The 25,687-nt window shown below is 51.8% G+C and carries 17 protein-coding genes; 3 read left to right on the plus strand and 14 right to left on the minus strand.

The window, feature by feature from the left end; all coding sequences use genetic code 11:
- Nucleotides 1–251: 251 nt before the first annotated feature.
- The 6 genes from DQG23_RS19035 to DQG23_RS19060 all read right to left on the minus strand — a co-directional run bounded on the left by DQG23_RS19035 (nt 252) and on the right by DQG23_RS19060 (nt 8,788).
- A complete protein-coding gene (locus DQG23_RS19035; protein ID WP_146762336.1) occupies nt 252–557 on the minus strand; it encodes a hypothetical protein in 306 nt (101 codons plus the stop codon).
- Entirely contained in the window at nt 472–4,527 is a 4,056-nt protein-coding gene (locus DQG23_RS19040) for a DUF2341 domain-containing protein (RefSeq protein ID WP_158560585.1), read from the minus strand. The genes DQG23_RS19035 and DQG23_RS19040 overlap by 86 nt, the downstream gene beginning before the upstream one ends.
- A 154-nt stretch (nt 4,528–4,681) precedes the next feature.
- The gene (locus tag DQG23_RS19045; protein ID WP_113032469.1) at nt 4,682–6,028 is read right to left on the minus strand and encodes an ABC transporter substrate-binding protein; all 1,347 of its coding nucleotides are present in this window, start codon (nt 6,026–6,028) and stop codon (nt 4,682–4,684) included.
- A 78-nt stretch (nt 6,029–6,106) separates the two neighbouring features.
- Nucleotides 6,107–7,024: a dihydrodipicolinate synthase family protein gene (locus DQG23_RS19050; RefSeq protein WP_113032470.1), complete on the minus strand. Its 918-nt coding sequence runs from the start codon at nt 7,022–7,024 to the stop codon at nt 6,107–6,109.
- Between the two features lie 21 nt (nt 7,025–7,045).
- Nucleotides 7,046–7,876, minus strand: a complete 831-nt coding sequence (locus tag DQG23_RS19055) for a carbohydrate ABC transporter permease (RefSeq protein WP_113032471.1) — start codon at nt 7,874–7,876, stop codon at nt 7,046–7,048.
- Between the two features lie 21 nt (nt 7,877–7,897).
- Nucleotides 7,898–8,788 carry a carbohydrate ABC transporter permease gene (locus DQG23_RS19060; protein WP_158560586.1) on the minus strand — a complete coding sequence of 297 codons (891 nt, stop codon included), beginning with the start codon at nt 8,786–8,788 and terminating at the stop codon, nt 7,898–7,900.
- A gap of 259 nt (nt 8,789–9,047) precedes the next feature.
- Between DQG23_RS19060 and DQG23_RS42190 the strand changes: the two genes are divergently transcribed.
- Both DQG23_RS42190 and DQG23_RS19065 read left to right on the plus strand, forming a co-directional pair.
- Complete coding sequence (locus DQG23_RS42190) at nt 9,048–9,224, plus strand: hypothetical protein (RefSeq protein WP_158560587.1); 177 nt, start codon at nt 9,048–9,050, stop codon at nt 9,222–9,224.
- Between the two features lie 108 nt (nt 9,225–9,332).
- Nucleotides 9,333–10,568 (plus strand): MFS transporter, encoded by a 1,236-nt coding sequence (locus tag DQG23_RS19065; RefSeq protein WP_113032473.1) that lies wholly within the window; start codon nt 9,333–9,335, stop codon nt 10,566–10,568.
- A 1,061-nt stretch (nt 10,569–11,629) separates the two neighbouring features.
- Here DQG23_RS19065 and DQG23_RS19070 read toward each other — a convergent pair.
- The 8 genes from DQG23_RS19070 to DQG23_RS19105 form a co-directional block, all read right to left on the minus strand.
- Nucleotides 11,630–13,240: a response regulator gene (locus DQG23_RS19070; protein WP_113032474.1), complete on the minus strand. Its 1,611-nt coding sequence runs from the start codon at nt 13,238–13,240 to the stop codon at nt 11,630–11,632.
- Complete coding sequence (locus DQG23_RS19075; protein ID WP_113032640.1) at nt 13,215–15,017, minus strand: sensor histidine kinase; 1,803 nt, start codon at nt 15,015–15,017, stop codon at nt 13,215–13,217. The genes DQG23_RS19070 and DQG23_RS19075 overlap by 26 nt, the downstream gene beginning before the upstream one ends.
- A gap of 195 nt (nt 15,018–15,212) precedes the next feature.
- Entirely contained in the window at nt 15,213–16,073 is an 861-nt protein-coding gene (locus DQG23_RS19080) for a carbohydrate ABC transporter permease (RefSeq protein WP_113032475.1), read from the minus strand.
- A 40-nt stretch (nt 16,074–16,113) separates the two neighbouring features.
- The gene (locus tag DQG23_RS19085; protein WP_113032476.1) at nt 16,114–17,010 is read right to left on the minus strand and encodes an ABC transporter permease; all 897 of its coding nucleotides are present in this window, start codon (nt 17,008–17,010) and stop codon (nt 16,114–16,116) included.
- 124 nt (nt 17,011–17,134) lie between these two features.
- Nucleotides 17,135–18,823, minus strand: a complete 1,689-nt coding sequence (locus DQG23_RS19090) for an extracellular solute-binding protein (protein ID WP_113032477.1) — start codon at nt 18,821–18,823, stop codon at nt 17,135–17,137.
- Nucleotides 18,824–18,882: 59 nt separating this feature from the next.
- A complete protein-coding gene (locus DQG23_RS19095) occupies nt 18,883–20,379 on the minus strand; it encodes a glycoside hydrolase family 28 protein (RefSeq protein WP_158560588.1) in 1,497 nt (498 codons plus the stop codon).
- Between the two features lie 181 nt (nt 20,380–20,560).
- A complete protein-coding gene (locus DQG23_RS19100) occupies nt 20,561–22,249 on the minus strand; it encodes a response regulator (RefSeq protein ID WP_113032479.1) in 1,689 nt (562 codons plus the stop codon).
- A 153-nt stretch (nt 22,250–22,402) separates the two neighbouring features.
- Nucleotides 22,403–24,151, minus strand: coding sequence for a sensor histidine kinase (locus DQG23_RS19105; RefSeq protein WP_113032480.1), 1,749 nt, complete (start codon nt 24,149–24,151; stop codon nt 22,403–22,405).
- 168 nt (nt 24,152–24,319) lie between these two features.
- On the opposite strand from DQG23_RS19105, the gene DQG23_RS19110 reads away from it, so the two are divergent.
- Entirely contained in the window at nt 24,320–25,513 is a 1,194-nt protein-coding gene (locus tag DQG23_RS19110; protein WP_113032481.1) for a hypothetical protein, read from the plus strand.
- Nucleotides 25,514–25,687 lie beyond the last annotated feature (174 nt).

A 25,687-nucleotide genomic window follows, 5' to 3' on the forward strand; every position in this document is an offset into this window, starting at 1 on the left:
ATCCCCTCTCAATGTATATTGGAACAATTGCCGACGATGCTTACCCTCCTTGTCAAGATTGGTGCGGATAAAAAAAGAGATTCGTCAGCACGCGCATCAGCGCTTGCTTCGAATCTCTGGTTGACCAGTGGATGAGTGCTCTTTTGTTATCCGATAAAGTGACTCGGAATTATTTTCCGTAACCCTATAATAATTCGTGCCTCAACCGCTGTCAATAACCTTTCTGATATTTCACACTAGAATCGTCGGAATTAATTTTCATCCAGCATTGATCGCTCTATTAAAGATCCTATCATCTCCAGACGTGTCGCCGCTTCTCCCGGGGCAAAGCGATTTCCGTCGCGGCCGTTCGCCGTCGATTCTACACCCGTCAAGCCGGCTTGGCCTTCCGTATCGTTTACCGCAGCAGAGTTTCGGGATGGCTGGACGGAGCCGCCGCCGGTTTCTCGGACAGATACCATATTGCTTCCCTTACCATTGACCATTACCGTTGCCATTTCCGTGTCCGTTACCGTTACCGTTACCATTGCCATTACCATTGCCGTTACCATTTCCATTGCCGTTACCGCCCGGTTCTTCAACGTAAATCAAAATCGTCCGGACTGCCGCCGATCCCGGCACGAAAGCGGTAATTGCGACCGCTCCGCCGTTTGCCGGCGCAGTGAAGTTCGCGCTAAACGTTCCGTTCGCTTGACTGACGGCAATCGAATCGATCGAGCCGCCGGTTGCCGACATATTTACAGCGGCGGCAGCTACGGGCTTGTTATCGGAATCGGCAACGATACCCGTCAAAACGATCGACTGGCCCGTCATGACCGTATGCGGGGCCGTCAATGCGATAGTCGCGGCGGCAGGCGCCTGCGGTACAACCGAATCCGACGCGATACATAGGCCTGCGCTAGCCAGCACCTCCGTACCCGGTACTTTGGCGACTATCGCTACCGCTCCAGGCGCGGCCGGCGCCGTAAAGCTTACGCTGAATCGGCCTTCGCCGTCCGTAATCATGCTGCCGGAGCTCAGGCTGCCGCCGCTAGCATACAGGCTCACCCCGATCCCTTCCAGCGGCTGTCCGCCTGCATCGTAAACCGTGCCGCTTACCGTCGCGCTTTCCCCTGCCTTCACCGCTGCCGGTTCGACGGCAAGCGCGATGCCGGCCGCCAGCTGGTTGGATACGGTCTCTCTCGTTATGCTGACCGTATACGTTCTGTCGACCGGCAAGCCGGTTGACGTATCAATCACGGATACCTTGATTTCGAGTCGATTCTCGCCCACGCTTAGCGGTATAATGCCGCTAGTCTGCCCCGGCGAAACCGGTTCCGGATCGCCGCCGTATGTGCCGACCGTCACGGTCGCGCCCGCAGCCGCTGCAAGCGGAGCCGCCTTGACGCTTCGCACATTGTACGGCACCTTTAACGCATACGTATTTCTGTCGGATTCAAACGTTTCGTCCCATATCCCGCCGGGCAAGCTTTGCCCGTTTCCGTCGGTCAAGGCAAGTCCGCTCAGCTCATCGTTTACGATCCCCGCCGTCGGGAATGAAAGAGAAGCGTCGCGTACGATAAAGTCGTCGATAAATAAATCCGCTGTTGCTCCCGTCTGAGATTCCAGCAGGAAATGGGTGACCGTTTTGGCTTCGCTCGCACCCAGCATAGATCCGATTTGCCCTTTATATTCGCCGTTAATATACATATCCATCGATTTGGCATTCACGTCGAACCGGAGCCGGATATCGTTCCAGCTATTCAGATTCAGCTTGGCCGGCACCGGAAGCTCTGCAAATTTATCCGGAAACTCCTGCGTAGAAACGAACATGGATTCCTGCTGATTGGTGTTTGTGAACGTAAAACTTGCATTCGGAAATAAAGCGCGGACCTTTACATAACGCGCCTTGACGTTCAAGCCTCCTATGTTGATCTGAACATTCGTTTTGCTGAAGGTCCAGCCGTTTACTTTCGTCCAATTTTCGTTGTCGCCGCTGACGTACACTTCCAGGGTATTCGCTTCGATCCGGTTCGTATTGTTGGTCGTACCGTAGAACGTAATGCCCGTTACGGTCTCTTCGGCCCCCAAATCGGCTCCGGTGCTTCTATTCGGATAATCGATCGCTATGCCCAGCATGCTCTCGAAAGTGCCCAGCTTTCCGGTGAGCGGATTCGTATCGTTATTCAAATAACCGATCCGCTGCCTCGAAGTGAAAACGGATTGCTTCTTCACCGTTCCGTCCGGCTCCACCAGCAACGTGAATGCGCTCCCTAACGCGCCATGGCTGTGGGAGAACGCTTCCTGGAGGCTGATAAACTGTCTGCCGCTCAGCGTTTGCGGGTAGATCGAGAACGAAACCTCCCCTTTCTGCATCGACGGAAACAACCGTGATGCGGATAATGCGTTCTGGACATTGTGCAATTGAAGCGAGCCGCCGCCGCTCTTTTTGACATCCCGGTTTATGCCGGCAAAGCGGCTCTCGGTCGGGCTGACGTTTAGTACCCAGTAGCTGCTCGCCAGATCCGGATTTTCAAAATTATCGAAAACACCGTGACTCCGGTATAAGTAACGCTCGAAGTCTTCGATCAAAAGCGTGTAGACCCCGTTAAGGCTCAGTCCCCACCAATCAAGCATGTACTCGTCGCGGCCGTCGATTCTTACGATATCGGGCTGGGTGACCAAACCTACTTTTTGCCCCGTTGACAAGCGCGTACGTTCAAGCAAATTCCTGTAACCTTTCCAGCTCTCCGTTTCGTTCGGGGAATACGCCAAAATGAAAGGATTCCGTGCATAAGCGGTCGTTCCGAACGTATTATGACCCGACCACGCCAGCAAAATATCGTTATTCGTATGCCGAGTGCTTACGGGAAGCGTATTGGTAGAGTATATTTCGCTCGTCTCGACCGGACTCCATGTGATCCCGTTATCGTTCGACGTGCTGACCCCTAACCGGTACACTCCCGCCTTCTGATAGCGGAAATACATTTTGAGCGTGCCGTCGTCAAGCTGGATAATCGTTTGCTCCGTGATGCCCCCTTCGACCGTCCCTCCGTCATCGCGTAATTCGGCCGGGCTTCTCGTCCAGGTGACCCCGTTATCGCTCGACAGCATCAGACTTGTGGCGAAGCTCCCTCCGTTGCCGATCGCGAAGTGAAACGGCAGCGCTAAGGTGCCGTTATGCAGTTTAAGCGGAACGGTGTAGGTCAACATGTAGTTGATCGGATATCCGTCACTGTCATTTCCCGGATTCAGCTTTACAGGAGAACCGAAGATCGGGCGTCCGCCGGCGTCGAAGCCGGTCGAGCTCATGACGTACAAGTCGAGGCGCGTTTTGGTAATGTCATGAATGGCGCCGGGCGTAAACCCGAAATTCTCGTAGAAAAACATCATCACCTTTCCCGTGTCGGGATCGACGTAGAAGGAGGAAGGCTCTTCCCAGCCGTCTTTTTCCGGTGCAGGATGAGTCACTTTAACCAACTGCTCGGGAGCGCTCCAGGTACGCCCGTTATCGTGCGAATAGCTCACGTTAATCCCGCTCGCCGTAAGCATTAACACGCCGTTCGGCAGCCTCGCCATTCGCGGATTATGCTGGAAGCTTCCTGCGACGGTATGCTCGATCAGCGTCCGGTTGCCGTATTCCACCCGGAACGTTTCCGGACTCGCGCCCCTGAACCGGGCGTCCGGGTTGCCGAAATACATATGAATAATAACGCTTGAAGAAGGAGCGAGCTCCGGAACGCGTACATAAAACCCGTTTTCGTCCATATAAAAATGAAGCTCCTTGCCGTCCCCGTCCGCAAAACGGACATCGCGGTAATCGCTCTGCAGCTTGCCTTCGGCGATCAGGCCGTCCGCGTTCACTTCAGCCTTCGTCAGATAAAAAGCCCTGTCGTACAACATCGCATCGTTAGGGCTGGATGCCATGACGGTTTTGCTGTACAGCCAATCGCGATCCCCGCTCGCCGTCCAGCGGCCCGCCGGCTGGTTATACACCTTGATCATGTTCTGCAAATCGGCATAAACGAAGGAAGACGGAGCGCCGTTATCGTCGTAATGGTTATGAATTTTGATATACCGGGCCGTTACCGAAAAATTATACAAGATGAGCTTATCCTCAAATTTGAGCAGATCCCAGTCTTTGATTTTCGTGTACGTCAAGTTGTTATCGCTTACATAAATCGAAATATCCGATTTCTCGATTCTCGTCGGGCCTGTCTGCTTGAAAAGTTCTATGTAATTTATGAGCTTCGGAGCAGCCAAATCGACGCCGATGCTGCGCCTTTTCTGATCGAACGAGACTTGCCCGGATGCCCCCCAATTTCCGATCGCCGAGGCGGCGGGGTTAAGATCGGGACCGGCTGCATAGCCTGCGACGGCAGAGAGCAAGCCTTGCTCCGCCGTATTTTCCGCAGCCGCCGGCGGCGTTTCATCCGCCGCGCGGACGATGCCGGCTCCCGCCAAACCGGAGACCGCATAAAACAGCAAAGAGACGATAATGAGAACCGACATTCGTTTGCTTCTTGCCAAAAACTTCGAAATCATCATACAACCTTCCTCTCCTCTACCATGAAATTCGGCGTCTTTGACGCCGGTATTTGCCGCAGGTTTAGAGCACATCCCCACAGCAATAAAAAACCCCCGAAAACGGCTCTATCGTCATGATGTCGCCGTCTCGGGGGAAAATGGATTCGGTATTCGGTTATTTAGACGAGCTCGCGATAATCTCGTTCGCTTTTTTCGCCCAATCGTCCAGCGCTTGCTGGGACGTTTTCTTCTTCGTCAGCGCCGCTTGAATTTCCGGGAAGAACGCGTTGCGCGTTTCCGGATATCCTGGAACCGCCAAGCCGATATCGCCGGCATACTGGAACAGTTGGATCGTCTTCGCTTGCAGCGTGCCTTCCGTGTAGTTTTTCGCCAGCGATTTACGCGTTGCAATGACGGAGGACGCCTGCGCCATTTTTTCCATATTTTCTTTGCTGTTCATGAATTTGACGAACTCTTTGGACCATTTCATCTTCGTTTCGTTCTTCGTATTCCATACCCATGTGCCGTAGCCGAACAAAACGGTATTCGACGATTTGCCGTCCTTCGACGGGAACGGAACGAGATCGATGTCAAACTTCTTGGCCGTCCCTTCGGTAAACGCCTTGTTGAGCGCAGCCACGTTGCCGATATTGCCGAACGCCATGCCCAATTTGCCTTGCGTGAACATATCGTTCATTACCGCGCTTGCCTTGAGTCCTGCGGCTCCCGGAGGAACGACGCCTTCGTCGACCATCTTCACAAGGAAATCGAGCCCTTCCGCGCCTTGCGGCGAGTTGATGACCGCTTTGCTGTTATCTTCACTCCACGTTTTGGCGCCGTAGCCCCACAGCATGGCATGATGGCCTTGGTCGCCGCCCGTATCGGCCGCATATAGTCCGTAGCCGTAAATTTGCTTAGCCGGGTCCGTTACCGCTTTGGCCGCTTTCATAAATTGCTCGGTTGTCCATGGCTCCATATTTTTCGGAAGCAGATCGAGCGCGTTTTTCTCCTTGAAAATGTCCTTATTGATCAGTACCCCGACCGATACGATGCTGTTCGGATAAATGTATTGCTTGTTATCGACGGATACGTTCTTAAGCGTTTTCTCTTCGAAGTCCGCTTTGTCCACGATGTCGTCCAGCGAAACGAGCAGGTTTTTGCGCGCATAGGATAACGGCCAGAAAATCGAGCCTTGTTGGATATCAGGCAAAGCAGCCGTATTGGCAGCGATACTGATACGTTCGTTAATTTTGTCGTCAGGGGTTTTGACCATGTTGATTTTGACATTCGGGTTAGCTTTCTCGAAATCGGCTTTGATTTCTTCGTACGTTTTTTGGACGTCTTCGCGGGTATCCACCCACCACGTCAATTCGACGTTCTCTTTGCTCGGACTGCTGCTGGCGCCTGCGTTCTTGCCGGTATCCGGCGATGGGCTCGTGCCGCTTTTGCTGCCGCTGGAGCAGCCGACTATCGAGGTGAACAGAAGTGCGGATGCTACGGTCGTAATGATCTGCTTTTTCATGCTAATGACCTCCCCAGAATGAATGATCTGTCAAAATATATAAAAAACCTGTGTGGTCGAACCACCTGCGCTTGCAGCTTACTTACGACTTTCCACGATATGGCCGAGAATCGCATCGTTCAAGGCTTTCACCGCCGCCATTCCGTCTTCCGGTATCGGAAGGATCGGCATGCGCGGCTCCCCGATATCCAATCCGCGAAGCCTCATGATCGCTTTGCAGCCTCCGTAGAGCGACGGGAGCCGCAGCAGCGCGGCGATGATCGTATTCACTTTGTACTGCCATTCGCGCGCTTCGTCAAGCTTGCCTTCCTTAAAGCAGCTGTCGATCTTCATGAAAAGCTCAGGCATGACGCCGTAAGTTCCGCCGATTCCGCCGTCCGCTCCCATGCTGCGCCCCGCCAAAAACTGCTCGTCCGGCCCGTTCAACACAAGGAAATCCTGCCCGCCCGCCGCTTTGAATTGCTGCAGCTCGAAGGTGCTTTCCGACGAAATTTTGACGCCGATCACCTTGTCCTGCTTCGCCATCTTGGCCAACAGCTCGGTGGACAGCTGGAAACCCGTCGTTTGCGGAATATGATAAATGATGAACGGCAGCGACGTGCTGTCGATCATTGCCTGCCAATGACGCTCCACGCTTGCCGGTGACAGCCTGTAATAGATCGCGGGCACCGCCGAGATCGCATCCGCGCCGACCGCTTCCGCATGCTTCGACAGCTCGACGCTGTCGCGGGTCGATGGCGCACCGACATGAACGATGATCGTCATTTCTCCGCCAACCTCCGCCATAACGGCTTCCAGCGTCTTTTTGCGCTCATCGACGGACTGCAGCATCCCTTCGCCCGTGCTTCCGCCGACGTACAAGCCTTTCACGCCGATATTCGCATAATGACGGGCCAGCTTGCGCGCGGCTTCCGCGCTGACTTCGCCGCTAGCGTCGTAGCAGCTGTACATCGCGACGATTACGCCTTTAAATTTTTCCAAATCAACCGTTTTCATTCAACAATCCGCCTTTCTGCATTATCCCTTTACGCTGCCAAGCGTAATCCCTTTGACGAAATATTTTTGAAATACGATGAACACGACGAACACCGGAACGAAACCGATCGTCGCAGCGGCCATTTGCAGACCGTAATTCGCCACGTATTCCGTAACCAGCGTCGAAATGCCGACGTTGATCGTCATTTTGCTGTTGTCGCTAAGCATGATCAACTGCCACAGGTAATCGTTCCAGCTTTGCGTGAAAGCGAATATGGCGAGTGCGCCGAGCGCCGGCTTTACGATCGGAAGAAAAATCCGGAAAAACAGCCCGATCTCCGAGCAGCCGTCGATTTTTCCGGCCTCCAGCAGCTCCGTCGGCACCGAGTGGCTGAACTGCTTCATTAGAAACACGGCGAATGGAATCGAGATGACCGGGAGAATAACGCTTGCAAGATTGTTGACCAGCTTCATCTCGACCATCATCGTAAAAAGCGGAACCAGCGTGATTTGCCGCGGTATGAACATTGCGATGACAATGGCGGTGAACATCAGCTTCGAGCCGGCAAAACGTTTTTTGGTAAGCGCATACCCCGCCATCGAAGCGACAAGGCACACGCCCGCGGTGGCCAGCACTGATATGATCACACTGTTGCCGAGCCACTTGAAAATCATCCCGCCTTCGATCAGCTTATCGAAATTGGCTGTCGTAGGCATGGACGGAAACAGCTCGGGCGGAAACTTCACGGCGGAGGACTGGTCCTTGAACGCCCCGGACAGCATCCAGTAGAGGGGGAACAGAAACAGCGCGGCCAGCGCATAAAGCACGACATTGGCGGTGAATTTTATCGAATGGACTGCAGCCTTTGGCATGATGACTTTTCTCCTCCCCTCTTAAAATTCGACATCCGACTTCATCAGCTTGAACTGCGCGAACGCCACGACCGAAATGAGCGCCGTAATCAGAATGCCCATCGCGGAAGCCATCCCCAGCTTGCCGTAAACGAAAGCGGTATTGTAAAGCAAATACATGATCGTTGAGGTTGCGTAATTCGGCCCGCCGCCCGTCATCAGCTGCACGACGACGAATGTCTGGAACGCCCAGATCGTCGACATGACGAGAATGTACAGGGACGTCGGCTTCAACAAAGGCATCGTAATATGCCAGAACTTATGCAAGCCGTTCGCGCCGTCGAGGTCGGCCGCTTCGTAGTAATCCGTCGAGATGTTGCCCATCGCGGCGAGAAACAAAATAATCGGCTGACCGACATTAAACGTCACGACGATAATAATGAGAGCGGGAAGCGCTACTCTGGAGTCGGACGTCCACATGACGGGTTCGATGCCGAAGCCCGAAAGCATGTAGTTGGCCATCCCGTTGACCGGGTTGTAGATCCAGGCCCAGACGAGCGACAGGATAACCTGCGACGTGACGACCGGAAGGTAAAAGGCGCCGCGGAAAAAAGACGAGATGTACTTGTTCTTCTTGTAAATCATGCTTGCGACGAATAAAGCGAAAATAAAGGTAAGCGGCACCGTGCCGGCCACGAAACCGAACGTATTGACGACCGAACGTATAAACACGTCGTCTTTCAGCAAGTAGGTATAGTTGTCGAGGCCGATCCAGGATTGGTTTCCGAGTCCGTAGTCGAAGAGACTGATATAAAACGCTCTGATCATCGGATATACTTCGAATACCAGAAAAAACAAGGCGAAAGGAGCAATAAAAAAGTACCCCCAATAATCGCCGCGAAAACGCAAACGTCTGAACGCTTTAGTCGGCATCTGCATCACTCCAATCTTTTGTAAGCATTTAAAGCGTTTACATTTGTAGATTATACGCTTACATAAAGCGCTGTCACAGGAACGATCTTTGTGCGTTTGTTCACTTCCGTTCGAATTTTTGAGCCTTGTTCACTATTTTTGGGACGGTATTCACTTTTTCGTGCAAAAATATTTCCTGCCGGTTCGTCCGATCCGGAGTATAATCGTTGTCAGAAACGTTTGTCTTCGATAATGCCTTTCTCAAACGGGGGTGGGTTCGGTGAAATTGACGGCAAAGCTCATCATAACCAGAGCGATATTGTTCGGCCTGCTGGCGTTTTCTTTAAGATTCGTTCTTGACCGGATCGTCGATGCCCGCGACCTGCTCGCTGTTGTCATTATTATTGGAATTGCTGTAAATGAGTTTTTCTTGAGACGCGTTAAAGGTAACCATTGACTTTAAAGCTAACTTAAGAGCTGCCTGCACCGCTTTCCGCGCTGTAAGCGTGTTCGAACGCAAACGGCGTGAAACTCCAGTTGTCGCGATGAAAGGTTGTGAATTCCCGTGAAGTCCGCAGCAAGCCTTGCCGGCAATAGAGTTCATCCGTCCGGCTACCGCATTCCGCTATTTTGCGCGGTTACTCTGCTGTTCTGGTTTTCGATGTATACATGCGTTCCGATTCTGACCGCATATGTAGAGAGCTTGGGCGCCTCCAATAAAATGGCCGGCCTCATCGTCGGCATGTACGGCTTAAGCCAAATGCTGCTGCGCATTCCAGTAGGCGTCGTATCCGACAGGCTGCACAAACGCAAAATGTTCATTATTTCCGGCATGTTCGCATCGATAATTGCCGGTTCCGGCATATTGCTGAGCGATGACGTGACATGGATTTTGGTGCTGCGAATCATCGCCGGGGTTGCGGCTGCCACATGGGTCGACTTCACGATATTGTTCGCGAGCTACTACGCTAAGCACGAGACAACTCGCGCGATGGGGACGATTACCGTCTACAATTCGCTCGGACAAATGATGGGGATACTGACGGGCGGATGGTTCGCGGATATGTACGGTTGGGAGTCGGCGTTTCTGATCGGGAGCGCGGTCGGCTTGGTCGGCATGCTCGGGGCGTTTTTTATCGTAGAAAAATTTGAAGAAAACGAACAGAAAATTACGATGCAGGGCATTATACAGGTAGCGAGCGACCGTATTTTGCTAGTCGTTTCGGGGCTGTCCATCTTGTTTCAGCTGCTGATGTTCGCCACGGTGTTCGGCTTCACGCCGCTTTACGCCCAGTCGCTCGGTGCCGGTAAGCTGGACATGGGGCTGCTGACGTTCTGCTCGACGCTCCCGACGGCGATCGCCGCATGGATCGGAGGCAGTTATTTAGCTCAAAAGTTTGGGGAGCGGAACGTTATTATTCTTGGACTAATTTTGACGGGCGCGTTCACCATTTTGATCCCGTTCACCGGCTCATTGTGGCTCTTGATCGTCACGCAAGCATTGGCAGGCTTCGGCCGGGGCTTTACGTCGCCGGTTCTGATGGCGCTTAGCATCAAGCATATCGGAACGGACAAGCGCGCGACGGCAATGGGCTTTTATCAAGCGATATACGGTCTCGGCATGTTCGCAGGCCCGCTGTTCATGGGCATAGCCGGCGATTGGCTGACGCTGCGCGACGGCTTCGTCATCGTCGGCGCGCTCGGCTGCGTCACCGCGCTGCTCGGCCACCTGCTGCTGAAAAAGGTGCTGGCGCAGCGGCAAGCTCAGGCTGCAAGTGGCGGCATGAACGCAGGCGCGTAACGGCCGCCTGCCTGCTTTGGGCGTTTGAAAGACATTGTCAAACGCCGGTTGGCCTCTGCCTGGCCAAATTGTTGTACGCAGTACAACAGTTTGACGCCGGTTGGCCTTTGCCTGGCCGAAGTATTGTACGCAGTACAACACTTTAACGCCGGATGGCCTCTGCCTGGCCGGATTGTTGTATGCGGTACAACAGTTTGACGCCGGTTGGCCTCTACCAGGCCGAATTGTTGTACGCGGTACAACAGTTTGACGCCGGTCTGTCTCTGCCTGGCCGAATTGTTGTATGCGGTACAACAGTTTGACGCCGGCTTGCCTCTACCCGGCCGGATTGTTGTACGCGGTACAACAGTTTGACGCCGGTTGGCCTCTGCCCGGCAGAATTGTTGTACGCAGTACAACAGTTTGACGCCGGTTGGCTTCTACCCGGCCGAATTGTTGTACGCAGTACAACAATTTGACGCCGAATGGCCTCTGCCCGGCCGAATTGTTGTACGCAGTACAACAGCTTGACGCCGGTTGGCCTCTACCAGGCCGAATTGTTGTACGCGGTACAACAGTTTAACGCCGGTTGGCCTCTACCAGGCCGAATTGTTGTACACAGTACAACAGCTTGACGCCGGTTGACCTCTACCCGGCCGAATTGTTGTACACAGTACAACAGCTTGACGCCGGTTGGCCTCTGCCCGGCAGAATTGTTGTACACAGTACAACAGTTCGACGCCGGTTGGCCTCTACCAGGCCGAATTGTTGTACGCGGTACAGCAGTTTAACGCCGGTTGGCCTCTACCCGGCCGAATTGTTGTACACAGTACAACAATTTGACGCCGAGTGGCCTCTGCCTGGCCGGATTGTTGTATGCGGTACAACAGTTTGACGCCGAGTGGCCTCTACCCGGCCGGATTGTTGTACGCGGTACAACAGTTTGACGCCGGTTGGCCTCTAACCAGCCGAATTGTTGTACGCGGTACAACAGTTTGACGCCGGTTGGCCTCTAACCAGCCGAATTGTTGTACGCGGTACAACAGTTTGACGCCAGGTACGCGCAAACGGCCAAGCATAACTCAAGGCGTCCGCGGCTGAAACTGGGCCCGGTACTGCTGCGGGCTGACGCCCTTGATTTTCTTGAATATGCGGCCAAAATAGTTGATGTTGTCGTATCCGACCTGCTCGGCAATCGCGTAGCTCGGCAAATTCGTCGACTGCAGAAGCTCCGCCGCTTTCTCCGTCCGGACCTGGTTCACGTATTCGATGTACCCGGTTTGCGTTTCTTTCTTAAACAAATAGCTCAAGTAGCTTTCGTTCATATTTACGACCTCCGCCGCCCGGCTCAAGGACAAATCCCCGGCGATATTTTCCTTGATGTAGGCGAGCAACCGTCCGATCTCCTCGCGATAGCTGCCCTGGGTCAAAACCTTGACCCGATTGTCCCAAACCTTGATCAGCCATTCGAACCAGCTTTTCACTTCGGTCAACTCTTCGATACCGAGCAGCTGCTTATATAAGGGAAGCTCCTGCTCCAAGCCTTCGAGCAGAAGGTCCTCATGCTTCCGCCATTCCGTCTGCAGGACATGGAACAGCTCCAGACAGACGCGGTGCGCGCTTTCAATCGGCCCCTTCTTCTCCTGAAGCCGATCGATCACATCACCGACGGCTTCGCGTATCGCATGCTCGTCCTTGCGGCCGACGGCAAGCCTTAGCCGCTGCTCGTCTTCTTTGGAGAAAGCCGCCGAGCCTGCACCAACGGGAGGAAGCTCGCCGAATCCGCGTACCGAGCCTTTGCCTTCGTAGTAGTACATCTGCAAGGCTCTTTTGGCCTGACTGTACGCGTTCCGGATATCGCCCCGCTGCCCGAAGCTTTCGCTTATCCCGATGCTGACCTCACGATCAAGAAAACGTTTGGCCGCAGTCACAAGGTCTTTGCCGATACCCTTCAGCTCCTCGCGGACGTTCGCCGGCTCTTCCCCGAATGAAGTGAGCAGGACGATTTCATTTTCCCTATACGGCAGCACGAAACCGGACGTCCACTTTCTCAGCTCCAGCTCCAGCAGATTGACAAGCGTCTGCAAAGGCGGCGCGCCTTTCTGAGCCGTCGTTTGGTCCCCGTGGACCTGCAGCGCCATCACCGCATTGCATGCCGTCATCGCAAGCCCGGCAGCCGCTTCCGTTTCCGCGCCCGGCTGCTCGTCCAAACAGCGGCGCAGCAGCTCCGCCTTTCCCGGTTCGCCGCCTTCGCCTTCCGCAGCATGCTGCGGGGCCTCCAGCGCAATCTGCCGTTCGATTTCGCGGCGTCCGGCCGTTATTTTATCCGCCGTCTCAATAAGCAGGGCGAGCAGCTCGTCGGGCTTCATCGAAGTTTTCAGGATGTAGTCGTCGACCCCCATTTTCATCGCGGTACGGACATAATCGTATTCATTGTGGCTGCTGAGCACGATGATCCGGGTATACGGATACCGTTTGCGAACCGCCTCGATCAGCTCCAGCCCGTTCATATTCGGCATGACGATATCCGTCAGCAAAATATCCGGCGCCGTCCGCTCCATCGCTTCAAGCGCCTGACGGCCGTCCGGAGCGTCGCCGATATAACGAAAGCCATGCTCCTCCCAATCGATCAGCGATTTGATCCCCAAACGGACAAGAATTTCGTCATCAACGAGCATGACCTTTAAGCTCATCGTCTTCCCCTCCTTTTACCGGCTTGAACGGAATGACGAGCGTTACGATCGTCCCCGCGTTCTTCACGCTCTCTACCCGCAGACCGTATGCTTCCCCGTACTGTAGGCGAATCCGGTCATGAACATTGCGAACGCCGATGCTCTGCATAGAATGATCCTCGAACGGCTCGTTGAGCGATCGTTGTAATTCTTCAAGCTTTTCCGCGGTCATGCCGACCCCGTTATCCTCAACCGTCAGCACAGCCGTTTCTTCATTGCGCCAAGCACTGATCATAATTTCGCCTCTGCCGTTCATCTGATCGATGCCGTGAACGATGCTGTTCTCGACGATCGGCTGGAGCATAAATTTAATCGCTTCGCTGTCCAGCAGCTCGGGCGGTATATCATAGCTTACCGTTAGCTTCTCGTTATATTTCAGCTTCATCAGCGCGATATAGTTCTCGATATAGGCGATCTCTTGGCGTACCGTCGTCAGGCTTCCGCCCCGCCCGATGCTCGCCTCCATCATGCTGCCCAAACTCGAAAGCATTTCGCCGACGTCGTGGTTATTGCGGATGTAAGCCATCCACTTGATGTTATTTAACGTATTTAATATAAAATGCGGATTGATTTGCGCCTGCAGCGCCCGGAACCGCATGTCCTCCTTCTGCTGGAACTGCTCCTTCTGGCGATGGATCAGCTCGCGGATTTGCCTGACCATTTTGTTATACGTGCCGATCAGCGTGACGATTTCCTGCGGCCCCGATACGGATAGGGTGCTGTTGAACTGCTTGTCCTCCAGCTCCTGCATCCGCTTGTTGAGCAGCTTGACCGGGCGTGAAATACTGTATGAAATGGAGAACGTGATAATGAGAAACACGATGAAAATAAGCGCAAAAATAGCGATATTGGCCCGTCTGATATCGAAAATCTCTTTGAAAACCGTATCGTATTTAATCACCTGGACAAGCTTCCAGCCGGTTTGGGTCACGGTATCGTAATTGGCGATCCACTTCGTGTCGTCCTTCTCCATGATAAGCTGGCCTTTGATTCCGCTGCCTATCCGGGCAAGATACGATTCATCCGCAAAATGGCTGCCCACCATAGCCGGATTCGAGCCGGAGATGACCGTGCCATCGCGGTCAAGCAGGTAAAGGTCGCCCTCCAGATTCGTAAAATATTTGCGTATATCTTTCTCCGGCACGCTGAACAGAAGCACGCCTATATTTTGACTCGTTTGAAAATCGGTTGCGGCTTTGACAAGCGTAATAATCGGCTCTTTATCGGCGTAGGTGTAGCTTTTGCTGTTGAACATCCACATGTGCTGGAAAGGACTTTTCAATACGTCGGCATACCAAGGGGCGTTGATATATTCTTTGTATTTGGCGTTGTCGACATAGCGGGAGCTGTACCAATTTCCGTGCAAATCCATCAAGGTTACGTAAGTGTCGGTAAAATACGAGCTGTAAAGCTTGTTGGTGATCGAATCCTTCAGCCGCAGCTTATCGTATTCGCTGAATTGCTCCGGCGTTTTGAGCATGGCGATCAGGCTGTCGTTCATGGAAATGCCCGCGACCGATTTCAGCATGTCATCGAGAAATAACCCGACGTTGAAATTGACCTGGTACAGCGCTTCCCTGGCGGAGTCTCCGATTTTGCGTTCGATGGCGCTTTCGAGCGGCTTGTCTATGAAATAAAAGGCGATGGCGAACGGAACGATCAGGAACAGCATGATGGAAAAAAAGATTCTGTTGCGGACGGTGTTTAATGACTGAAACGAAGCTCTGAGCCCCTTCATCTTTTTCCCCTTTCCTACATCCGTCATTGTGAAAGCGCTGCCGGTTATTTTATCATTATAGCCGGAATGATTCGATTCACAAAACGAAGGGCGTGCTTGTCCGAGCTGCGGCATGCAACGCGGAAAAACGACAAGGCCGCCGATCTTTTATCGGCAGCCTTGTTTGCGGTATCAAGTTCTTATTCCCTTCGTCCTCTATTCTTTCACGCTGCCCAAGACAATCCCTTGGACAAAAAACCTTTGCAGGAACGGATAGACCAGCAAAATCGGCAAGGTTCCGACAAAAATTTGCGCGGCTTTAGCCGTTCGATCGGAAACCTCAGCCATCGTAAGCGCATCCTGGCCGGTCATTTTGGTCAAGTCGATCCCCTTGATGATCGTTTGCAAATAGCTTGCAAGCGGGTACTGATCCGGCGTACTCATGTAGATTAATCCGTCGAACCAGGCATTCCAGTGTCCAACCATTGTAAACAGTCCGACTGTCGCCATAGCCGGCAAAGAAATCGGGACATAAATTCGCCACAAGACCGTCCAGTAACCGGCGCCGTCCATAAAAGCGGATTCTTCCAATTCTTTCGGTAATCCCCGAAAAAAATTAAGCAATAAAATGATATTAAACACCGGAACGGCGCTTGGCAGCACCAAAGCCCAAATGCTGTTTAATAACCCCACATACTTGATCGTCATATACGCAGGAATCAAGCCGCCGCCGAATAAAATGGTAAAAATAAAAAACCAGGCATACACCGTTCTGAATTTCAAATCCTTGCTTTCCTTGGACAGCGGGTAGGCGATAATGATCGTCAGGAGCATATTAATAACCGAGCCTATTACCAGTCTCTGAAGGGTAACAGCCATAGAGCGCAGAAATTCCGGTTTCGCCAAAATAAACTCATACGACTTCGTCGTAAATTGAACCGGCCAAAACGTAACGAGCCCGGCGGCCGCAGCGCTGCTTGAGCTGAAAGAAACGGCTAAAATATGCCACAGCGGAAACAAACACAATAAGGCTACAAACAATAACAGCGTGTAATTAAAAACGGAAAACACTCTCAACGCTGAGCACTCCTTCCTGCCAAGGATAAACCCGTCTATCCTAAAAAATACGGTAATTTGCGAATCGGTAAGCCAGCCAATAGGAAGTTGAGATCAACACAAGCGAAACGACCGACTTAAACAATCCGATGGCAGTAGCCAGGCCGTATTGGAAATCGACAAGCCCCATCCGATATACCATCGTATCGATAATATCGCCGCTTTCGTAAACAGCCGGGCTATAGAGATTAAATATTTGGTCGAACCCCGCATTCAACACGTTTCCTAAACTGAGCGTTGCAAGCAATATGATAATCGGCCGCATACCGGGCAGCGTAATATGCCAGGTCTGCTTCCAGCGGTTGGCGCCGTCTATTCGCGCCGCCTCGTATAACGTCGGGTTGATGCTGGTTATGGCCGCCAAATATACAATCGTATTGAAACCGAATTCCTTCCAAATATCAGAAAAAACAACCACATAAGGAAACCAGGCGTTCTTCCCCAGAAAGAAGACCGGTTCGATTCCAAACGCGGACAAAACCTGAGCGACAATGCCTGTCGAGGGGGATAAAATATCGATCAGAATCCCGCCAAGAATAACCCACGATAAAAAATGCGGCAAATAAATGACGGTTTGCACACCTCTTTTAAACCACAATTTGCCGATTTCGTTCAACAGCAGCGCCGTAACGAGCGAAGCAAGCAAGCCGGCGATGATTTTCATGAAGGATATAAACACGGTATTTCGCAGGACGATCCGGAAATCCGGCAACTCAAACGCGTATTTGAAGTTGTCTAACCCGACCCACTCCGAGCCGAATAATCCCCGGGCCGGCACGAATTCTTGAAATGCGATGACAATGCCGATCATCGGTACATAGCTAAAAATGAGCACCAATATGATCCCCGGCAGCAGCATGAAGTGAAGCGGGAGTTGTCTGATCATTTTTTTATTCATTAGGAATCAATCTCCTGATCATTTTTTCCTGAAAGGACAAACGGCTGCGTCATTCGAATGAAGACGACAGCCGTTTGCAGGGTAACGAACTTCTCCTCGCAGAGATCCTGTACGCTCGCGCTCCTTACTGCTGCGCAGCCCATTCATTCACTTCTTTGGTGATCTCGTCGCCGCCAAGCTTATGCCAGTTGCTCACAAACACGTCAAACTCGTCGACGCTTTTCTCGCCCATAATGATTTTGGTGAAGGTTTCCATCGTCATCTTGCTCAAGTTTGCATTTTTTTGACTCATCGATTTGGTTGGAGCGCCAAAAAACTCGGCTTTCTTGACAAGTCCGGCGTCAAGCTTCTCCTTCACAGAAGGCCAGGCGCTATCAAGGCCATACATGCCTTCGTTCGTCCAGCTTTTCGGATCGCCGCCGCGATAAGCCATAATTTTATCGTAATAGCCTTTCTCTTCTCCGTTCAGCTTCGAAGGATCCTTCTTCTCCAGCGCTTCTTTCAAATGCTGATGAATCAATATATTTCCGTCTACAGGAGAGGCATATAAAAGCGGATAATTATTATATAAGAACCCGTCTTTCGCTATAAAGAATTTTTCGATATCGGCCGTTTCCGAGTATCCGCGATCAACCAAAATGTTCAATAATTTAACGATCGCTTCGGGATGCGCAGCGCCTTTCTTTACGACATAATAGTCAGCTGCAGGGAATGCCAGTTGCAGGCTGCTCGGTGTGGAATCGACGGATGGAATGCCGTAAGCTCTCCATTCAGCTGACGGATCCTGATCCTTAACTGATTGCAAAGGCCATGCCGGATTCCACCATGCGCCATACGACATGCCGATCTTTCCCGAACCAAGCGACTCCATGACTTTGCCGCCGTCTTTAACGGCAAACTCCTTGTCGATTTGCCCGGCCCGATACATCTCCTGCAGCTTTGCAAGCGCCGCTTTGACTTCAGGCTGCACGCTGCCGAACGCCAGCTTGCCGTCCTTGTCTTTAATCCACTGGTCGACATAAGCGTGATAACCGTTAAAGAAAGGCTGCAGATTAGCGAATCCGCCCCCATGAAGGTCCTTTGTCAAGGCTAACCCGTAAGAATCCTTCTGGTTATTGCCATCCGGATCCTGGTTGGTGAAAGCTTCGGCGATACGGAATACATCTTCCATCGTTTTCGGTTCCGGCAATCCGAGCTTCTTCAGCCAATCTGCACGAACCCACAGTACTTGAGAGGAATCGTACGGAGAGCCTACGCGAGGCAAAGCCATCAATTTCCCGCCGAATGTAGCCGATTTCATTTGGCTTGGATCGCCGTTCATGATTTTTTTCGTTAACGGCGAAGCATACTTTTCGAACACCTGACCTAGATCTTCCACTTGTCCGGCTTGAACCAGTTGTTTCAATTGAATCGAATCCACAGAGAAAATGTCCGGCAGCTCGCCGGAAGCTATCGAAACGTTCAGCCTTTGATTGTAGTCGGAATTGCTTGTCCACAGGTACTTAATCTTAATGCCCAGCTTCTCTTCATATTCCCGGCTCCAAACATTGTTTGTGATGGATTCGCCTTCTCTGAACTGGATGCTGGTCGGCAAATTTCTGACAGCCGTCACTTCAATGGGTGGATCGTATTTGCCTAACGGATCGAGCGACTGCTTGGTCTCGCTCCCCGCTTCAGGCGACTGCTTACTCGGCGAATTTCCGTTTGGCGACGGCGATTCGCCTTTAGTCGAGTTCTGCGAGCAAGCGGCAGTCAAAAGCAGCAGACTGGCACCAATCATTCCCAGAAGCTTCCGTTTCTTCGTATGCAACATAGTAACACTCCTTTAAAAATAGATTAACAGCATCTGACCAAGCTCTCTGCATCAAATCATCATTCTATCCCTATCTCCTGACCGACTTCCTCGCCGACTGCCAGACGATTGCCGGCTTGACTCAGGTCATTGCCCGCCAAACGGATGTTGCCTGACTTGGAGCCCGAAACTTCCAAGAAAACGCTCGTTCCGGGCAAAGCCCGGCAATTGGCCAAGTAGCCTGACTGCACCTGCAGGAACCGAATTGCCGGTACGGAAGGATCCCCGCCTGCCTGCTTGCCGCTGAAGCCTATAATCTGCAAGTCCTCAATCTCCTTGCAATCGATTGCGCTCCAGCTTTCCTCCAGGCTGCCGCCGATCCATGTCACCTCGACATGGTTCAGCCTGATTTTTCGGGCGTACCGGAAATATAAGGCATACGGTGCAAAATGATGATGCGCGTAGGATGGAATCGGCTCCGGAACCTCCAGCCCATAAAGTTTCCTCTTGGCGGCCACTTCAAACTGGATCCCGGAAAGGACGATGTCTTCTATGCAATCATCCGGCATGCCGATCACGGTACACGCGCCGTTGGAGCGAACCGTCCATTGCTGCAGCTGAATCCGCCGCACGGTTCCCTTGCCGGTCATGATGAATATGGCGGTTCCTTCCTGCTCCATTCGGGCCGTTATGTTGGACACGTTAATTCTCTCGATCAGACCGTTCTCTGCCGTTACATTTACAACGCCCGCCGCATTGGCTACCGAGCAGTTGTTTATCGCAATGTCGCTGATCTCGCTGTAGATCTCCTTATGCATCCAGGGATCGAGTCCGGTATAAATGCGAAACGCGTTAACCGAAGTCTCGAAGGTACAATCGGTAATCGTGAAGTGCTGCGAATTTTTTTGTCCGTTGCTGTCAATCGCTATGGAATCGTCGCCCGTGAGAAAATGGCAGGAAGCGATGTGTACGAAGCGGCAGGAACTGAAATGAAAACCGTCGCTGTTCGGTCCATAAAAATCGTTGATAATTTGCAAGCCATGCAGGTTAACTCGCTCGCAGTCGATGATCCATCCCGAATAAACAGGGGAGGAACGGATCTGGATATCCTTGATTTGGATATCGGAGCAATCCTCCAACAGAATCATCATGGGACGCCATTCTTTCGGCACATACCGCGCAGGCGTCGAATTCCATCCTTCGCCAATGGCTTCTTTGGCTTCCCAGAACGCCTGATCTTGTCCGTCCATACAGCCTCTGCCCGCGATCGTAATATTCGAAACGTTTTTTCCGTACAGCAGTCCGGGGTACATCGTCGAATTGGCGCAATTCGAATAAATCTCGGCAAAGTAAAAATCCTCTTTGTCTGTACTGGATAACAATACCGCCCCCGCTTCCAGCCATAACGTCATATGATCTTTTAACAATAACGTCCCAACCAAAAATCTGCCCGGCGGAATGTAAACCGTGCCGCCGCCCGCTTCCGCACATGCGTTGATGGCAGCTTGTACGGCGGCCGTGTCCTTGGATATACCGTCGCCTGCGGCACCATAAGCTTTAATGTTAAAAACGTTCAATTTGATTAGTCTCCCCCTCTAACACATAACTGACGGCACCCTGTTCCGTGCGGCTTTCTCCGAACAAGTTAATCCGCTTGTGTGTAAGTATAGGGGATCCGGCAAACAGCCAGATACGGGAAACTTGTTACTTTCTTTGTCTTCTGTTTACAACTTGCACGTTCATCGGAATCGGAAGCGATTAGTGATCCAATTCGCGAAACTCCGTTGGCGTCAAATTTGTCGCCCTTTTGAAAAAACGGGTAAAATAGGCGGACGATTCGAATCCGAGGACATCGGAAATTTCGTGAACCTTCAGCTGATGCTGCCGAAGCAGCTCCTTCGCCTTTAGCAGCCTTACCTCCAGGATATATTCGGAAAGCCCCTTGCCAGTCATCTGCTTGTAAAGCCTGGATAAATACGAGCGATTGAATCCCGCTACTTCCGCAATACGCGTAAGCGACAAATCCCCGGCCAGATTTTGTTCTACGTATCGCTTGATTTTACGGATTACCTCCCGGTCGCGTTCAGCCAGATCCGCGGTTTTATGGGAAAAGATCCGTTCGGCCGTTTGCTGCAAAAATCGCGTCGCTTCATCCCAGCCTTCGTGCTCCTCCATTCGGGTCAGCTTGTGAATATCCAGCCGGCTGTCCAAGTCATGCATAGTTCCCGACTGATGCAAATAAGCAAGGTAGATCGAAACCAGCGCATAATACAGATGCAATTTCAAGCCGTTTGACACATAATCCGGTTCCTGAGCCAGCTTCATCAGCTCAAAGAACAGCCCGAAGAAATGCTCGCGCTGTCCGGTTTCCAGATAGGTTTCCAGCATCGATATTTTTCCTAGCTGCAGTTGCACCGAAGCGTCGGGCTTCGATTCAGCCTGCTCCTCATCTTCCAAATTGCTTTCCGATAAGGCGATTTCCTGACGCATGGCGCAATCGATTAGCAGCAATCGTCTCAAGCGCTTGAACTTTTGCCGGCAAGCCTGCCAAGGCACTGCTTCCTTGGCAGCCAGCATGGAAATCGTCAAATCCAAATATTGCTTGCAAGCAGCCAATACGGATTCCAAAATATTGTTCACAAACAAAGCGATTCGCTTCGGCGGCGGAAGGGTACTTTGGACGGCGCCGCTTGCCCCTCGTTCTCCCGGATCCTTCGCCTGGATCAGCAATACCAGCTTGGATTGTTCATAGGTTAGCGGATACAATTCCGCTATCGGACTCAAATATTCTTGAACGATATTTGTCATTGCATATAACATGAGCGTTTGATCGGAAGCATGTATTTTATTCCCCCAATCGTCGACCCGAACCAAAACCAAGAGTACCGGACGATCAGGGCTCAAAGGAATTTCGAGTTCCTCCATTTGTCGCAAAAATTGTTGATCGTCGCTGCTCCCCTCTCCTTGCAGGAGCTCCCACATAAACTCTTTTTGCAAAACGGGCAGCGCCTGTTTCAGTCTATTGCCGGCCTGCGCCATAAAAGCGTTGATTTCAAACTGCCGTTCCAGACGCCCGATGACTTTATGAACGGCTTGAATGATTGTCGCATCCTCTTCCGTTTTCAGAATATAATCGGCGCCCTCATTTCGCATGGCTTCTTGGGCATAATGAAAGTCATTATAGCCGGTTAGAAAAATAAACTGACAACCCGGCCACAGCTCCTTCACCTGTCGTTGAAGCTCAAGGCCCGACATCCCGGGCATTCGAATATCGGACATCACGATATCCACCGGGTGGCGCTGAAGAAATTCATAGGCTTCCAGCCCGGAATACGCTCGAAATATTTCCAGCTGCAGATCGGGCTCATCCTCAAATAAACTGACCAAACCGTTGACGATGGCCCTCTCGTCATCCACAATCAGCATTTTATATACGGACGATGACATGGGAACGACTCTCCTTTACAAACTTCCTTATACGAATTGCGAATCGATCGGAGCGGAAGGATGACAATAATTGTACGTCACCTAAAAAAGCTTAACTACGTGAAATCCGTTACTTCTTTTGTCTTCCGTTTACAACTTGACCGGCCAGCATGATCAAGAGCCAGGTTCCGGCTCCAAACGGATTTTCATTTCTACGCGCAAACCGCCGATGGACGCTCTGGAAACGGATAGGCCGTAAGCCTCGCCGAATTTCAATTGCAGCCTGCGGTGAACATTCAAGATACCGGTTGTTTCAATCAAATCATTCTTCTGGTGAAGCAAACGATCCAATTCGCCGATCTGCTCATTCGTCATTTCCCGCCCGTTATCCTCGACAGCAATGATCAAATCCTGATCCTGTTGAATGAATTCAACACAGACAAGCCCGTCCGCTATCGTTTCCTTCAAGCCGTGCTCATATGCGTTCTCCATAATCGGCTGCAGGATCAGCCTGGGAACACGAACCGGCTTGCATGCCTCCGGAACATCCGCGAAGCGAGTCTCAATGCGTTGATCGAAACGAAACATTTGGATTTGAACATAGGCCAACGTATGCTTAACTTCCTCATCCAACGCCACCTCATCCGAGCCGCTGCGCGTGATGTAGCGGAAATATTCCCCGAGATGACGGGCCAGCCGGATAACGTTGTCGATATCGGGAATTTTGGCCATTCGATAGAGAACGAAATAACTGTTATACAAGAAATGCGGATTGACTTGCGATTGCAATTGCTTCAATTCCGCTCTCTGCGAACGAATCTTCTGCTCGTAAACTTCCTTAATCAGAACATTCAGCTCGCTGACCATGGCATTGAAGCGAGTGTATAAATAGCTGAACTCATCCTCTTGCCGGCGATGAATGGCCACGCTTAAATCTCCGTTTTCCACTTTGCGGAAAGCCTGAACCATCCTGCGTATCGGTTGATGAATCAGCCGGTACGTCCAGAAGGAAAACGCAAGCACTACGCCTGCGGATGCCAGGGATACCCACCAAAACCAATGCCGATTCGTTTTTAGAGGCCCTAATACTTCATCTTCCGGGAAATATACCAGTGTAGTAGATTGCAAGGCGGCCGAACGTTCATAAATAACCAAGTAATTTTGCCCGTTCATCTTCCGATGGATCGTCCCGCTCTGCGCCTCTTCCGGAACGCTTTTCATTTGTTCGAGCAGCATTCGTTCCTCATCGGACGGAGCTTCATTGCCGTATACGGCCCATGTTCCATTGTTATCGAACAAAATGGCTCCGCCCAGCCCCGTATTATCGATTTGCTGCAGCGATAAACGAATCTTTTCCTCGGAAAGCTGAAGCTTGAATGTCAAAAGCGGTTCCGCATCATTTAAATTCCATTCCGGGGAAATGCCGCCGATCAATATGCGGCCATCCCAGGATACGATTGGATGAACGAAGTTGGATTGCTTGAGAATTTTCAATTCGTCGGGCGGAGGTGAATCGACATAGCCTGTAGAAGAAATCGTTCTATCGATAAGCGGAATATGCACATGCACGTCATCGATGTATAGACTGGAGGTTTTCAGCAGGTTAAGCCGGGTCTTGATTCGCAGGATGGCCTCAGCGAATTGATAATCGCTCATCTGCTCGGGAACGAAGCTTAGCTCCATAAGATCGCTATCGTACAAGTATTCATGCTTCAGCTTAATAATTCGCTTCAGATCCGTTTCGAACGTGCTGTGATAGAAATGAACGCGCGACTTCAACGACTCCTCGATTTCCGTTTTGATCGTTCGGACGCCTGAGTTGTTCATTGCCAAATTAAGCATGTAGAGAGAACCGATTATGGCCAGAAAAGATAGAAACAGTTTTGGAAAAATCGTCATTTTGTAATTTCTGACTCGATACAAAGGACATCACCCTTAGCTAAGTTTTTAAAGGTTTTCCCTATATTACACTACGTGAACTATTTATATCATTTATTGCAGGCGAAGGACGGAGTTTTATTTTCCAGGTTGAATCGCGCCCGGATGCGTGATGTAGTATAATGGGGCTATTAACGAATGGAGGTATAGCCTTTGAACACGACTGCCGGTAACGAACTGATGCGAAATGGTACCGAAATGATCAATAAAGGAGCGTTCGGAGCGGCCGCTTTTTATTTTTTCGGAGCTGCCAAAACGAACCCCGCCCAGCTCGAAGCATGGATGAACTTGTTTGTATCGCTGCAGCAATTGGATCGGCAAGTCGATTTGCAAATATTGCTCGCGCGTTATGCGCAGCTTGGTCTTCCGTTCGCTCCGCCGTTCGCGGCCGCAGCGGCAACCGTTTACAGGAACAACCCGTTAGCGCTGCGCGACTGGATCGAAGCGACCAGAGCGAACGGCGTGGCGGACAAGGACAGCAAGGAAATGTTCGACGCGTTGAAGGCCGACGTCGATCAGGCATGCGCTCAGTTGACGGAGCAGCTTACCGCCGAGCAGCTCGAGGAGAAAGGCATCATGCCGCTGCTGCGGATCGCCGCCTACAAAACACCGCTTGAGCTCTGGGCCGAACAGCCGGACGACCAAGTACTGAGCCGTATCGAAGAAGCGATCACTACGATGGAATATGCGAATGCGCTGGAAGCGCTGCAAACACTGGCGCTTTTCCCGCTGCCGCGCACCGAAACGATTCTGCGCAAATGCTGCCGCGACGAGCAGTTTTCGACCAAGCTGCAAACTCACGCCCTTATTACGCTGCGCAAAGCCGGCATCTCGGGCAATATCCGCGTAGCCAAAAACGGCAAAACATGGACCGTCGATCTCGAAAATCCGGAAACGCCGCTGGAGGACAAGCTTCCCGACGCGTTCGAGCCGATTATGAACTGGGTTTCCGCGTGGCTGGCCAAGGAAAACGGCGTCATCGACGGCCCTTCCTTCGCCAAGCTTACGGCTGAGCCTACGCAAATCAACGCTGCGGCCATCATGGAGAAGATCGGCGAGAAGGCGTTGCCGCAAATCGTCATGATGTCGGCGGGTTTTATGCTCAAGGAAGCATATTTGCACTATTATCCGGACATCCCGTACACGGGTTACCAAGTCGGCGAGTGGGGCTACGCGCTGCTTGACCTCATTCAAGCCTATACGAAGCATGCCGAAATCGAGTGGGAGTACGGCAAGCTGCCGGCGCTCAGCGGTACGGCCATTCGCCGCAGAGAGTGGCTGGTCGATGCGATTCCGGAGCTGAAGGACGTCGTCAATAAAACTGCCGCCGGCGAAGAAGAAGAATAAAGCAAGGATAAACGGCTTCGCCGTCCTAAACGCTTTCGAAGAAAGCGACTTCGTAAGCATACGCTTAAGGACAGGCGCGTTTACCGGTGAAATATCAGGCTTAATTAATTGTGAAACATATAAATTCTGATATTTGAACAAAGCTCCTCTGACGGGTTGAACACCGTCGGAGGA

Origin of the sequence: Paenibacillus contaminans (genome assembly GCF_003285015.1) — a bacterium.
In the GTDB taxonomy this organism is placed as follows: domain Bacteria; phylum Bacillota; class Bacilli; order Paenibacillales; family NBRC-103111; genus Paenibacillus_V; species Paenibacillus_V contaminans.